The organism is Streptomyces sp. NPDC028419 (assembly GCF_055565515.1).
The window spans coordinates 238,979-252,472 of the sequence record NZ_JBVHUE010000005.1 but is presented as its reverse complement, the minus strand read 5'-3'; the positions used below and the strand labels follow the sequence as shown (position 1 = coordinate 252,472).

The window sequence follows — 13,494 nt, the reverse complement described above, 5'->3', positions numbered from 1 at the left end:
GGGCCCTCCCCTACCCGCCCTTCAAACGCCGGACGGGCTGAAAATCCAGCCTCGCCGGCGTTCGAGGCGCGGGGTCCGCCCCGCTACACGCTCCGCGCGTACCCCCGGTGCGCGGGATCGCGCACCTCGCCGACCAGCTTCTCCAGTACGTCCTCCAGCGCGACCAGACCGAGCACGCGCCCGGCGGGGTCCGCGACCTGCGCCAGGTGGGTGGCGTCCCGCCGCATGACGCTCAGCGCGTCGTCCAGCGGGAGGGTGGAGCACAGGGTGGTCATCCGCCGCCAGACCCGTTGGGGGACGGCGCCTTCCCGGTGTTCCAGGTCGAGCACGTCCTTGACGTGGACGTACCCCATGAAGGTGCCGGTGTCGGAGCGGACCGGGAAGCGCGAGTACCCGGTGCGCACGGTCAGCTGCTCGATCTCGCGCGGGGTCACCGAGGGGGTGACCGTGACCAGCCGGTCGCGGGCGAGGAGCACGTCGGTGACCGGGAGGCTGCCCAGCTCCAGGGCGTCCTCCAGGCGCTCCTGCTCGGCCGGCGCGAGGAGCCCGGCCTGCCGGGAGTCCTCGACGAGCCGGCCGAGCTGGGCCCTGGTGTAGACGGCCTCGACCTCGTCCTTGGGCTCCACCTTGAACAGGCGCAGCACCAGGGTCGCGCAGGCGCCCAGCGCCGTGGTGACCGGCCCGCAGACCCGGGCGAAGGCCACGAGTCCGGGGCTGAACCACAGGGCGGTCTTCTCCGGGGCGGCCATGGCGAGGTTCTTGGGGACCATCTCGCCGATGACCAGGTGGAGGAAGACCACCGCGGCCAGCGCGACGGCGTACCCGAGGGGGTGGACCAGGCCGTGCGGCACCCGCGCGGCCTCGAAGAGCGGCTCCAGGAGGCGGGCCATCGTGGGTTCGGCGACGGCTCCCAGGGTGAGGGAGCAGACGGTGATGCCGAACTGGGCCGCGGCCATCATCCGGGGCAGGTTCTCCAGCCCGTGCAGCACCTGGCGGGCCCGCTTGGAGGAGGCCGCCAGGGGCTCGATCTGGCTGCGGCGGACGGAGACGAGCGCGAACTCGGCGCCGACGAAGAAGCCGTTGGCCAGGACGAGGAGCAGGGCGAAGAGCAGTTGGAGGGCGTTCACCGCAGGACCGCCATCTCGCGCCGGCCGCCGGCGGCGCGGTCGCCGTCGCCGGAGGGCGCACCGGGTCCGGCGTCCGCACCGGTCGCGCTGTCGGCCGTACGGACCAGGCGGACCCGTTCGGCGCGGTAGCGGCCGACCTGACGGACGGAGAGCTTCCAGCCGGGCAGTTCGGCCCGGTCCCCGGGGGCGGGGATGCGGCCGAGCAGGTCGGCGACGAGGCCGGCGACGGTCTCGTAGGGCCCTTCGGGGACTTCGAGACCTATGCGGCGCAGGGTGTGCACCCGGCAGCTGCCGTCGGCCTCCCAGGAGGGGCGGCCGTCCTCGGCTGCCACGGCGGCCAGCTCCGGGCCGTCGTCCTCGGCGAGGTCGTGCTCGTCGCGGACCTCGCCGACGAGTTCCTCCACGATGTCCTCCAGGGTGACGACTCCGGCGGTGCCGCCGTACTCGTCGACGACCACGGCCATCGGCTGTTCGCTGCGCAGCCGTTCCAGCAGCGGCTGCACCGGCAGGGAGCCGGGCACCAGCAGCGGGGCGACGCAGATCCGGCCCACGGTCGTGCGGGCGCGCTCGGACTCGGGCACGGCGAGAGCGTCCTTGAGGTGGACCACCCCGGTGACCTCGTCGATGCGCTCGCGGTAGACCGGGAAGCGGGACAGGCCGGTGGCCCGGGTCAGGTTGAGCACGTCGGCCGCGGTGGCGGTGTGCTGGAGGGCGCTGACCTTCACCCGGGGGGTCATGACGTGCTGGGCGGTCAGCTCGCCGAGCGAGAGGGTCCGCACGAAGAGGTCGGCGGTGTCCTGTTCCAGGGCGCCGGCCTGGGCCGAATGGCGGACCAGGGAGACCAGTTCGCCCGGGGTGCGGGCGGAGGCCATCTCGTCGGCGGGTTCCACGCCGAGCGCCCGGACCAGCCGGTTGGCGACGGCGTTGAGGCCGGCGATGACCGGCCGGAAGGCCCGGGAGAAGGCGTCCTGGGGGCCGGCCACGATGCGGGCCACCTGGAGCGGTCGGGAGACCGCCCAGTTCTTCGGGACCAGCTCGCCGACGACCATCTGGACGGCGGAGGCGAGCAGCATGCCGGTGACGACGGCGATCCCGGTGACGGCCCCGCGGGGCAGTCCGGTCGCGGTGAGCGGCCCGGTCAGCAGCCCGGCGAGGGCGGGTTCGGCGAGCATGCCGACCACGAGGGAGGTGAGGGTGATGCCGAGCTGGGTTCCGGAGAGCTGGAACGACAGCTCCCGCAGGGCCTTGACGACCGTACGGGCGCGTTTGTCACCTTCGGCGGCGGCGCGTTCGGCCTCGGGTCTCTCCACCGTGACGAGGCCGAATTCGGCCGCCACGAAGAAACCGTTGGCGAGGATCAGGGCGAATGCCGCCACGAGCAGGAGTAGCGGGATGGTCATGCCGCCGCCTCCGGAGGGAGGGCGGCGCGGGTACTACCGGACGATCCGTCCATTGCTGGAGGGAGTCACTCCTCAAGTCGCAGGTACCCACGGGCCTCGTTGTCCCGGGGCCGGTGGGAGGGCGCGAGCGTGCGCCCCGCCACCAGGGTAGTCATTGAGAACGAGGCCGCAATGGCACTCAGCTCTCGCGCGGGCCGCTTCCGTGGTTCTCGGCCAGCGCGCGCAGCGCCCGCGCGTCGCCGATCGCCTGTTCCTTGGCCACGCCGGGCTGGATCCCGAGGGCGGGCAGGCTGGTGCCGTCGTTGAGGTCGAGGAACACCCACGGGTCGCCCGGCCGGAGGTTGACGCGCAGGATCTGCGCCCATTCCAGCCGTCGGGTGGTCGTGAGGTTGACGACGGTGACGCCGCCCTCGTCCGCGACCACCTTGGGGCGGCTGAGCAGCAGCAGGACGGAGGAGAACAGGGCGGCCGTGAGGACGAAGCTGAGCCGCTCGCCGCCGCCGAGGTCCTTCAGGAGCAGCCCGATCGCCGAGATGGTGACGAACATGACGAGCCCGACGCCCAGCAGCACCACCCGGGTGCGGGTCGGCCGGAAGGTGACCGGCAGGGTGGGCAGTACGGGCTGGGCGGCGGACTCGCTCATGGGGTGCTCGGTTCTACGAAAGGACGTGCGGCGTACGGATGGGCGTACCGGGTGATCCGGCGGAGCCGGTCAGAGCCGGCAGGCGTGGATCGAGGTGGTGAGGATCGCGCGCGCGCCCAGCTCGTACAGGTCGTCCATGATCCGCTGGGCCTCCTTGGCCGGAACCATGGCGCGGACGGCGACCCAGCCCTCGTTGTGCAGCGGGGAGACCGTCGGCGACTCCAGGCCCGGGGTGAGGGCCACCGCGCGCTCCAGGTGCTCGGCGCGGCAGTCGTAGTCCATCATCACGTAGCTGCGTGCCACCAGGACGCCCTGGAGGCGGCGCAGGAACTGCTGGGCCCGCGGGTCGTCCGGGTCGCTGGAGTTGCCGCGGATGACGACCGCTTCCGACGTCAGGATCGGCTCGCCGATGACCTCCAGGCCGGCGTTGCGCAGGCTGGTGCCGGTCTCGACGACGTCCGCGATGATCTGGGCGACGCCGAGCTGGATGGCGGTCTCGACCGCGCCGTCGAGGTGCACGACGGAGGCGTCGATGCCCTGCTCGGCGAGGTGCTTGGCGACGATCCCCTCGTAGGAGGTGGCGATCGTCATCCCGGTGAAGTCCTGCGGGCCCTTCGCCGTGCCGGGGATGGTGGCGTAGCGGAAGGTGGACCGGCCGAAGTTCAGCGGCAGGATCTCCTCGGCGCTGGCTCCGGAGTCGAGCAGCAGGTCGCGGCCGGTGATGCCGATGTCGAGCTTGCCGGACGACACGTAGATCGCGATGTCCTTGGGGCGGAGGTAGAAGAACTCCACCTCGTTCTCGGGGTCGACGACCACGAGCTCCTTGGACTCCTTGCGCATCCGGTAGCCGGCCTCATGGAGCATCGCCGACGCCGGTCCGGAGAGAGAACCCTTGTTGGGGACGGCGATGCGCAGCATGGGGCTTCCTTTGGTGCGTAGGTGCGAAAGGGGTGTGCGTGCGGTGCGTGCTCGGGGTCAGCCCGCCCGGCGGCTCAGAGGTGGGCGTAGACGTCGTCGAGGGAGATCCCGCGCGCGACCATCATCACCTGGACGTGGTAGAGCAGCTGGGAGATCTCCTCGGCGGCGGCTTCCTTGCCCTCGTACTCGGCGGCCATCCAGACTTCGGCGGCCTCCTCGACGACCTTCTTGCCGATGGCATGGACTCCCTTGCCGACCAGTTCGGCGGTCCGGGAGGTGCTGGGGTCGCCGTTGGCGGCCTTGAGCTGGAGCTCGGTGAAGAGCTGCTCGAAGGTCTTGGAGGATTCGTTCGCCATGATGGTCCTCAGAATAAAGGGTCCGCCCCTGCCGACTAGCGCCAGGGTTCGCTGACGGTGCGCAGGGTCATGGCGGTGGAGACGGCGGCGGTGACCGCTTCGTGCCCCTTGTCCTCCCTCGACCCTTCGAGTCCGGCGCGGTCCAGCGCCTGCTCGTCGTTGTCGCAGGTCAGTACGCCGAAGCCGACGGGGACTCCGGTGTCGAGCGATACCTGCACCAGGCCCTGGGTGACGCCTTGGCACACGTAGTCGAAGTGCGGGGTGCCGCCGCGGATGACCACTCCGAGGGCGACGATGGCATCGTAGCCGCGACCGGCCAGTACCTTCGCCACCACCGGCAGCTCGAAGCTGCCCGGGACGCGCAGCAGGGTGGGCTCGTCGATGCCCAGCTCGTGCAGGGCGCGCAGGGCGCCGTCGACGAGGCCGTCCATGACCTTCTCGTGCCACTGGGCCGCGATCACGGCCACCCGCAGGTCTCCGCAGTTCTTCACACTCAGTTCGGGTGCGCCCTTGCCGCTCACAGCTCTCCTCGGTGCTTCGTGCTCTTCGCTTGAGTTGGGTTTCGTCTTACTGGTTGCCGCAGGCCGAGACGGACGCCACGCCGTCCAGCCAGGGCAGGTCGTGCCCCATCCGGTCCCGCTTGGTGCGCAGGTACCGCAGGTTGTGCTCGCCGGTCTCGGTCGGCATGGCCTCCCGGCTGACGACCTCGATGCCGTGCCGGACCAGGGCCGCCGCCTTCTGCGGGTTGTTGGTCATCAGGCGGGTGCTGTGGACGCCGAGGTCGGCGAGGATCTGCGCGCCCGCCCCGTAGTCGCGGGCGTCGGCGGGCAGGCCCAGCTCCAGGTTGGCGTCGAGGGTGTCGCGGCCGCGCTCCTGGAGTTCGTACGCGCGCAGCTTGGCCAGCAGGCCGATGCCCCGGCCCTCGTGCCCGCGCAGGTAGACGACGACCCCGCGGCCCTCGGCCGCGATGCGCTGCATGGAGGCCTGGAGCTGGGGGCCGCAGTCGCAGCGCTGGGACTGGAAGATGTCGCCGGTCAGGCACTCGGAGTGCATCCGGGCCAGGACGTCGCGGCCGTCGCCGATGTCGCCGTGGACCAGGGCGATGTGCTCGACCCCGTCGGCGATGGAGCGGTAGCCGTAGGCGGTGAAGGAACCGAAGGCGGTCGGCAGGCTGACCTCGGCCCCGCGGCGCACGGTCGGCTCGGCGGAGCGCCGGTAGGCGACCAGGTCCTCGATGGAGATGATCGTCAGGCCGTGCTTGCGGGCGAAGGGGATCAGCTCGGGCAGGCGGAGCATGACCCCGTCCTCACCGGCGATCTCGACGATCGCGCCGGCCGGGCGCAGGCCCGCGAGGCGGGCGAGGTCGACGGCGGCCTCGGTGTGGCCGTTGCGGACCAGGACGCCGCCGGGCTTGGCCCGCAGCGGGAAGACGTGGCCCGGCCGGACGAAGTCGCCCGCGGTGCTGGTGCCGTTGGCCAGCAGCCGCAGCGTGGTGGCGCGGTCGGCGGCGGAGATGCCGGTGGTGACGCCGTGTACGGGGCCGGCGTCGACGGAGACCGTGAAGGCGGTCTGCATCGACTCGGTGTTGTGCGTGACCATCTGCGGCAGTTCGAGGCGGTCCAGCTCGGGACCCTCCATCGGCGCGCAGATCAGGCCGCGGCACTCGCTCATCATGAAGGCGATGATCTCGGGGGTGGCCATCTCGGCGGCGATGACGAGGTCACCCTCGTTCTCGCGGTTCTCGTCGTCCACCACGACGACCGGGCGCCCTTCCGCGATGTCGCGGATGGCCTGCTCGACGGGGTCGAGCCGGAAGGACTCGATGTCGCTCTCGTTGGGCACGGGCTTGAGGGTCATGCCGTTGCTCCTTCCAGGGCCGGGCTGTCGGTGGTGGTGCGCGAGCGCTGGTACCAGTCGATGGCGCCCCAGACGACGAGGGCGAAATAGACGACGTAGACGAGGCCCGAGAAGACCAGACCGCTCTGGAATGCGAGCGGAACGCCGACGAGGTCGACGAGCAACCAGGCGAACCAGAACTCGACCAGACCGCGGGCCTGGGCGACCATCGCCACGATCGTGCCGACGAAGATGTAGGCGTCGGCCCACGGGCTCCAGGAGAGCGAGGGGACGAGGGTGAAGAGCCCGCCGACCGCGAGGGTGCCCAGCGCCGCGCCCGCCAGGAGCAGGCCGCGCTCGGTCCAGGTGGCCGTGCGCACGGCGATGGAGCCGTCCTGGGCCTGCTGCTTCCCGCGCTGCCAGGCGCGCCAGCCCCACAGGGCCACGGCGATGACCAGGAGCTGCTTGCCGACGCCGCCCGCGAGGTGGGCGGTGGCGTAGGCGCCGACCAGGATGAGGCCGGACAGCAGCTGGGCGGGCCAGGTCCATATGGAGCGGCGCCAGCCGAGGGCGAGGGCCGCCAGGCCCATCAGGTTGCCGATCATGTCCGACCAGATGACCTTCTGGCCGAAGACCGCGAAGGCCTCGGTGTTGAGCCAGTCCAGCGCGCTCATCGGTCCGTCTCCTTCGGGTCGGCGGCGGGTGCCACGGTGGTCAGCGGGTCGACGCCGGCGGCCAGGAGGCGCTCGACGTACTTCGCGAGGACGTCGACCTCCAGGTTGACCGGGTCGCCGGGCTCCTTGATGCCGAGCGTGGTCAGGTTCAGCGTGGTGGGGATGAGGCTGATGGTGAAGTGGTCGGCCGCGGCGTCGACCACGGTGAGGCTGACGCCGTCGACCGTGATGGAGCCCTTCTCGACGACGTACCGGGCGAGCCGCTCGGGCAGCGAGACCTTGACGATCTCCCAGTGCTCGGAGGGGGTGCGGGAGACGATCCGGCCGGTGCCGTCCACGTGTCCTTGGACCAGGTGTCCGCCGAGGCGCCCGCCGAGGGCCATGGGGCGCTCCAGGTTGACCCGGGAGCCTTCGGTCAGGGCGCCCAGGCTGGAGCGGTTGAGGGTCTCCTGCATGACGTCGGCGGTGAACTCCCCGTCCCCCGTCTCCACGACCGTCAGACAGACGCCGTTGACGGCGATCGAGTCGCCGTGCTTGGCACCTTCGGTGACGACGGGGCCGCGCAGTCGGAAGCGGGAGGCCTCCGCGAGCTGCTCGACGGCGGTGACCTCGCCCAGTTCTTCGACGATTCCGGTGAACACTCAGTGCTCCTTGAGGACGGTGGGGGCGGCGGGGACGGCGGCGACCGCGGGAACGGCCGTGACGCGCAGATCGGGACCGAGGCGGAGCACCTCGGTGATCTCCAGGCGCAGGGCCTGGGTGAGGGTGGTGATCCCGGCGTCGGCGAGGGCGTTCGGGCCCGCGCCGAGCAGGACCGGGGCGAGGTAGCCGACGATCTTGTCGACGGCTCCCGCGGCGACGAAGGCGCCGGCCAGGGTCGGCCCGCCCTCGACGAGGACGGAGCGCACCCCGCGGGCGAACAGCTCGGCGAGGAGCGCGTCCACGGAGAGGCCGTGCCCGTCCCGGGGCAGCCGGGCCACCTCGACGCCGGCCAGGTGGCGGGTGTCGGCGTCCTCGGCGACGGCCACCAGGGTGGGGGCCGCGTCGTCGAGGATCCGGGCGCCGGGCCGGACGGTGGCCCGGGTGTCGAGGACCACGCGCAGGGGCTGGCGGGCCCCCTCGACGCCGCGGACCGCGAGGTGCGGGTCATCGGCTCGCAGGGTGCCCGAGCCGACGACGACCGCGTCGGCCTCGGCGCGCAGCCGGTGGACGTCGGCGCGGGACTCGGAGCCGCTGATCCAGCGGCTGGTGCCGTCGGCGGCGGCGACCCGGCCGTCCAGGGTGGCGGCGTACTTCCACAGGACGTAGGGCCGGCCCAGGCGTACGGAGGTCAGCCAGGGCTCGTTGCCGGCCTCGGCCTCGGCCCGCAGCAGCCCTTCCCCGACCTCGATCCCGGCGTCGCGCAGGGTGGCCGCGCCACCGCTGGCCTGCGGGTTCGGGTCGGGGACGGCGTAGAGCACGCGGGTGATCCCGGCCTCGACGAGGGCCCGGGCGCAGGGGCCCGTACGGCCGGTGTGGTTGCAGGGTTCGAGGGTGACGTAGGCGGTGGCGCCGCGGGCGGCGTCCCCCGCGGCGCGCAGGGCGTGCACCTCGGCGTGCGGGCCGCCGGCGCGCTCGTGCCAGCCCTCGCCGACGATCCGGCCCGAGGCGTCGGCGATGACGCAGCCGACGGCCGGGTTGGGGCTGGTGGAGCCGAGGCCGCGGGCGGCCAGCTCGATGGCACGCCGCATGGCGCGTGCGTCGTTCGCGTCGGCGTGTGTCGCCACCGGGTCCTCCTGCCTCATCGGGCACGGACTCCGGGGCCTGTCGGGATACGACAGATGAAGCGGGTAGCACACGCGGGGACGCCGAGGTCGACTCCACGGTTCGTCCGAGACGTATCCCCTGGGGGTTACGCCGACGAACCGCCGACGGCGGCGTACCGGTGACTGGCCCGCCGCGCACTGCCTCCCATCCGGACTTTAACCGTCGGTCCAGGAATTTCACCTGGTCAACCGGCCGCTGGATGCGGACGGGTCGCGGACTATAACCGCCGGTTCGGAATTACACCGACCCCGGAGTGCGCTGCTACTGGTACTAGGGCCAGTGTGCCACGGGTGATCGCAGGCCATGCACGCAAGCACTTGTGGCCTGGCTCACACGTTCGGCGCAATTTTCCGAGGGTTCGGCTTTGGTCCAGACCTATTGACGGGTTGGTCTAGTCCTCTTAACGTTCCCTTCATCTTCCCCGGGAGCCGGGCCCGCCGATGTGCGCACGTCACGGGCCGACCAGCGCCACCTTTACGCACGTTGTGTCCTGTCACCTCCCCTCCCCAGGAGGCACAATGCTGTCCCCCACGCGCACCAGATCCATGCTGCTGGCATCCGGTGCCGCCATCGCGGGCCTGCTCATCGGCGGCCTCTCGGCGGGCGTCTCGCACGCCGCCGACAACGAGAGCTGTCGACCCGACGGGCTCTACAAGACTCCGGGCGTCGACGTCCCCTATTGCTCGGTCTACGACGCCGAGGGCCGCGAGAAGATGGGCGCCGATCACCAGCGACGGGTGATCGGCTACTTCACCGGCTGGCGCACCGGCAAGGACGGCACCCCCGCCTACCTGGCCAACAACATCCCGTGGGACAAGGTCACCCACCTCAACTACGCCTTCGGACACGTCGGTTCCGACAACAAGCTCTCGGTCGGCGCGGACGGCCCGAACAACGCCGCCACCGGGATGACCTGGCCGGGCGTGGCGGGCGCGGAGATGGACCCCGCGCTCCCCTACAAGGGCCACTTCAACCAGCTGACCAAGTTCAAGAAGCAGTACCCGAACGTCAAGACGCTGATCTCGGTCGGCGGCTGGGCGGAGACGGGCGGCTACTTCGGCGACGACGGCAACCGGGTGAACTCCGGCGGCTTCTACTCGATGGCCACCAACGCCGACGGCTCGGTCAACCAGGCCGGCATCGACACCTTCGCGAACTCCTCCGTGGACTTCATCCGCACGTACGGGTTCAACGGCGTCGACATCGACTACGAGTACCCGACCACCATGAAGGACGCGGGCAACCCGCTCGACTGGCAGCTCTCCAACGCCCGCCGCGCGGGCCTGGTCAAGGGCTACGCCGCGCTCATGAAGTCGCTGCGCGAGAAGCTCGACCGCGCGGGCGCCGCCGACGGCAAGCACTACCTGCTCTCCGTCGCCGCCCCCTCCTCCGGCTACCTGCTGCGGGGCATGGAGACGTTCCAGATGCAGAAGTACCTGGACTACGTCAACATCATGTCCTACGACCTGCACGGCGCCTGGAACGAGTACGTCGGCCCCAACGCCTCGCTCTTCGACGACGGCAAGGACGCCGAACTGGCCTCCGCGGGCGTCTACTCGACCTCCCAGTACGGCGGCATCGGGTACCTGAACTCCGACTGGGCCTACCACTACTTCCGCGGCTCCATGCCGGCCGGCCGGATCAACATGGGCCTGCCGTACTACACCCGCGGCTTCAAGAACGTCCAGGGCGGCACGGACGGCCTGTGGGGCAAGGCCCCGGCCACCAACTGCCCGGCGGGCGCGGGGCTGACCAAGTGCGGTGACGGCGCGGTCGGCATCGACAACCTGTGGCACGACCTGGACTCCAACGGGGTCGAGGCCCCGGCCGGCTCCAACCCGATGTGGCACGCCAAGAACCTGGAGAAGGGCGTCGTCGGCGACTACGTCACCAAGTACGGCTTCCCGGCGAACACCACCCTGACCGGCACCTACGTCCGCAAGTACGACGCGACCCTGGTCGCGCCGTGGCTGTGGAACGCCCAGAAGAAGGTGTTCCTCTCCACCGAGGACGAGCAGTCGGTGAACGCCAAGGCCGACTACGTGGTCAACAAGGGCATCGGCGGCACGATGGTCTGGGAGCTGGCGGGCGACTACTCCTACAACGCCGCCAAGGGCCAGTACGAGATGGGCAACACGCTCACCACGGCGATGTACGACAAGTTCAAGGCGGCCGCCCCGTACGGCGCCAAGCGCGCCACCATCACCATGCCGACCGAGGCGATCAAGGTGGACACCGAGTTCGGCCAGTTCCCGCTCGGCGACTCGAACTACCCGATCAGCCCCAAGCTGAAGATCACCAACAACACCACGGCCACCCTGCCCGGCGGCACGGAGTTCCAGTTCGACTACTCCTCCTCCGCCCCGAGCAACGCCAAGGACCAGTCCGGCTGGGGCACCACGGTGATCCGCAGCGACCACTCGGGCACCAACGTGGGCGGCCTCAAGGGCGACTACAACCGGGTCTCCCTGAAGCTGCCGGCCTGGCAGACGCTGGCCCCGGGGGCCTCGGTGGAGCTGGACTTCGTCTACTACCTGCCGACCTCCACCCCGTCCAACTGGACCGTGACCTTCGGCGGCAGGACCTACGGCATCGCCGGTGACCTGGCGCGCGGCGCCACCGTGGTCGAGCCGGGGGGCCCGACCACGCCGCCCACGACTCCCCCGACGACGCCGCCCACCACCCCTCCGACGACCCCTCCGACGACTCCCCCGACCACGCCGCCGACCACGCCGCCGGGCGGGACCTGCACCAACCCGGCGTACGTCGCCGGTCAGGTGACCACCGGCGGGACGGTCGTCTCGCACAAGGGCCACAACTGGAAGGCCCAGTGGTGGACGCAGAACGAGGAGCCCGGCACCACCGGTGACTGGGGCGTCTGGAAGGACCAGGGGGCCTGCTGACCTAGCAGGACCGAAGGAACCCGAAGCGGTGTGAGGACCCGGTGGCCCGGCGGCCACCGGGTCCTCGCGCGTCTTCACCCGCCCGCGCTCCGGCTCGTAGGCTGATGCGATGATCACGCAGGTCGCCACCCCCGCAGGGGGGTTCGAGGAACACCGGCCCCGGATGTTCGCCGTCGCCTACCGCATGCTGGGCTCCGCCCACGAGGCCGAGGACCTCGTCCAGGACGCCTACCTCCGGTGGAGCTCCGCCGACCGGGACGCCATCGAGCACCCCGGGGCCTGGCTCGTGAAGGTGGTCACGCACCTCTGCCTCAACCGGCTCACCTCCGCGCGCGCCCGGCGCGAGGAGTACGTCGGCCCCTGGTTGCCCGAGCCGGTGCTCACCGGGGACGGGACGCTCGGCCCACTGGAGTCGGCGGAGCAGCGCGAGGGCGTGTCGATGGCCCTGCTGGTCCTGCTGGAGCAGCTCACCGCGGTGGAGCGCGCGGTCTACGTCCTGCGCGAGGCGTTCGCGTACGGCCACCGGGAGATCGCCGGGCTGCTCGACCTCTCGGAGGCCAACTGCCGCCAGATCTACCGGCGCGCGGCGCAGCGGGTGGCGGTGCGGCGCCCGCGCCCGCGGCCGGATCCGCAGCGGTGGCAGGGGCTGGTGGAGACCTTCATGGCGGCGGCGCGGGACGGGGACCTGGCCCGGCTGGAGGGCCTGCTGGCCGCGGACGTGGCGTACGTGTCCGACGGCGGCGGGGTGGTCAACGCGGCGCGCCGGCCGGTCCTGGGCCGGAGCAAGGTGGCCCGGTTCCTGCTCGGCGCGCTGGAGAAGTACGTGGCGGGCGCCCCGGTCTCCTTCGCGGAGGTCAACGGGGAGCCGGCGCTGCTCTTCGGCGAGCGGGCAGTTCTGCTGGTGGAGTTCGAGGACGGCCTGGTCAGGGGCCTGCGGACGGTGGTCAACCCGGAGAAGCTCGGATTCCTTCGCCGTCAGCTGTCACATTCCTGAGGGCTGTCCGGTCTGAGCTGGTGAACGCAATCCAGTCGGCAGGCAAGGACGGACACCATGAGCACGATTCTCGTCACCGGAGGCACCGGGAACCTGGGCTCGCTCGTAGCCGGGCGGCTGCGCGCGGCGGGCCACGAGGTCCGCGTCCTGAGCCGCCGCTCGCCCGAGCACCCGGTCGACCTGCTGACGGGCGCCGGCCTCGACGCGGCCGTGGAGGGCGCCGACACCGTGGTCCACTGCGCCAGCGACCCGCGGGGCGGCGACGAGCGGGCCGCGGCCCACCTGATCGCGGCGGCCCGGCGGGCCGGGGTGGGACACCTGCTCTACATCTCGATCGTGGGCGTGGACGTGGTCCCCTTGCGGTACTACCGGGCGAAGCTCGCGGTCGAGGAGATGCTGACGCGCTCGGGCCTGGGGGTCACGATCCTGCGCACCACCCAGTTCCACGACCTGGTGGCCCGGGCGCTGGGCGCGGTGGCGAAGCTGCCGGTGATGCCGCTCCCGGCCGGGGTCAGCGGCCAGCCGATCGCGGTCGAGGAGGTCGCGGACCGGCTGGTGGAGCTGGCCGTGGCCGGGCCCTCCGGGCGGGTCCCCGACATGGGCGGCCCGCAGGTGCTCACCTTCGAGGAGGCGGCCCGCGCCTACCTCGCCGCCACCGGCGGGCGCCGCCGCCTCCTCCTGCCCGTCCCGCTCGTGGGAAGGACGTACGCGGGGTTCAAGCGCGGCGGCCACCTGGCCCCGGAGCACGCGGTGGGCAGGGGCACCTTCGCCGAGTTCCTGGCGGCGCGCGCGGCCGGGTGACCGGGGCGGCAGCGGGCGTCCGGGCCGCCCGGGCCC

Annotated in this window: 13 protein-coding genes and 1 riboswitch; of the genes, 3 read left to right on the top strand and 10 right to left on the bottom strand. The window is 71.7% G+C overall.

The genetic code is table 11. The annotated features are described in order from the left end of the window. Positions 1 to 83: 83 nt before the first annotated feature. From ACZ4UB_RS08755 to ribD, 10 genes are all read right to left on the bottom strand, one after another. On the bottom strand, positions 84 to 1,127 hold the full coding sequence (locus ACZ4UB_RS08755; protein WP_468069189.1) for a hemolysin family protein: 1,044 nt from the start codon (positions 1,125 to 1,127) through the stop codon (positions 84 to 86). Continuing rightward, a complete protein-coding gene (locus tag ACZ4UB_RS08750; RefSeq protein WP_468069187.1) occupies positions 1,124 to 2,527 on the bottom strand; it encodes a hemolysin family protein in 1,404 nt (467 codons plus the stop codon). The genes ACZ4UB_RS08755 and ACZ4UB_RS08750 overlap by 4 nt, the downstream gene beginning before the upstream one ends. Before the next feature lie 178 nt (positions 2,528 to 2,705). Further along, positions 2,706 to 3,170 carry a PH domain-containing protein gene (locus tag ACZ4UB_RS08745; protein ID WP_468069185.1) on the bottom strand — a complete coding sequence of 155 codons (465 nt, stop codon included), beginning with the start codon at positions 3,168 to 3,170 and terminating at the stop codon, positions 2,706 to 2,708. A gap of 69 nt (positions 3,171 to 3,239) precedes the next feature. Then, positions 3,240 to 4,088: an ATP phosphoribosyltransferase gene (gene hisG, locus ACZ4UB_RS08740; RefSeq protein ID WP_354381561.1), complete on the bottom strand. Its 849-nt coding sequence runs from the start codon at positions 4,086 to 4,088 to the stop codon at positions 3,240 to 3,242. A 74-nt stretch (positions 4,089 to 4,162) separates the two neighbouring features. Further along, positions 4,163 to 4,444: a phosphoribosyl-ATP diphosphatase gene (locus ACZ4UB_RS08735; RefSeq protein ID WP_354381560.1), complete on the bottom strand. Its 282-nt coding sequence runs from the start codon at positions 4,442 to 4,444 to the stop codon at positions 4,163 to 4,165. A 35-nt stretch (positions 4,445 to 4,479) separates the two neighbouring features. Beyond that, complete coding sequence (gene ribH, locus ACZ4UB_RS08730; RefSeq protein ID WP_354381559.1) at positions 4,480 to 4,965, bottom strand: 6,7-dimethyl-8-ribityllumazine synthase; 486 nt, start codon at positions 4,963 to 4,965, stop codon at positions 4,480 to 4,482. Positions 4,966 to 5,011: 46 nt separating this feature from the next. Beyond that, entirely contained in the window at positions 5,012 to 6,301 is a 1,290-nt protein-coding gene (locus ACZ4UB_RS08725) for a bifunctional 3,4-dihydroxy-2-butanone-4-phosphate synthase/GTP cyclohydrolase II (RefSeq protein WP_468069182.1), read from the bottom strand. After that, a complete protein-coding gene (locus ACZ4UB_RS08720; RefSeq protein WP_354381557.1) occupies positions 6,298 to 6,954 on the bottom strand; it encodes a nicotinamide mononucleotide transporter family protein in 657 nt (218 codons plus the stop codon). Before ACZ4UB_RS08720 ends, ACZ4UB_RS08725 begins: the two co-directional genes overlap by 4 nt. After that, positions 6,951 to 7,595, bottom strand: coding sequence for a riboflavin synthase (locus ACZ4UB_RS08715; protein ID WP_468069180.1), 645 nt, complete (start codon positions 7,593 to 7,595; stop codon positions 6,951 to 6,953). Before ACZ4UB_RS08715 ends, ACZ4UB_RS08720 begins: the two co-directional genes overlap by 4 nt. Continuing rightward, complete coding sequence (ribD, locus tag ACZ4UB_RS08710) at positions 7,596 to 8,738, bottom strand: bifunctional diaminohydroxyphosphoribosylaminopyrimidine deaminase/5-amino-6-(5-phosphoribosylamino)uracil reductase RibD (protein ID WP_354381555.1); 1,143 nt, start codon at positions 8,736 to 8,738, stop codon at positions 7,596 to 7,598. Positions 8,739 to 8,890: 152 nt separating this feature from the next. Continuing rightward, a riboswitch (FMN riboswitch) is annotated at positions 8,891 to 9,021 on the bottom strand. A gap of 257 nt (positions 9,022 to 9,278) precedes the next feature. Between ribD and ACZ4UB_RS08705 the strand changes: the two genes are divergently transcribed. From ACZ4UB_RS08705 to ACZ4UB_RS08695, 3 genes are all read left to right on the top strand, one after another. Further along, positions 9,279 to 11,663, top strand: coding sequence for a chitinase C-terminal domain-containing protein (locus tag ACZ4UB_RS08705; protein ID WP_468069177.1), 2,385 nt, complete (start codon positions 9,279 to 9,281; stop codon positions 11,661 to 11,663). Positions 11,664 to 11,772: 109 nt separating this feature from the next. After that, on the top strand, positions 11,773 to 12,657 hold the full coding sequence (locus ACZ4UB_RS08700; protein ID WP_468069175.1) for an RNA polymerase sigma-70 factor: 885 nt from the start codon (positions 11,773 to 11,775) through the stop codon (positions 12,655 to 12,657). 57 nt (positions 12,658 to 12,714) lie between these two features. Further along, positions 12,715 to 13,458 carry an SDR family oxidoreductase gene (locus ACZ4UB_RS08695; protein ID WP_468069173.1) on the top strand — a complete coding sequence of 248 codons (744 nt, stop codon included), beginning with the start codon at positions 12,715 to 12,717 and terminating at the stop codon, positions 13,456 to 13,458. The last annotated feature ends 36 nt before the right edge of the window (positions 13,459 to 13,494 follow it).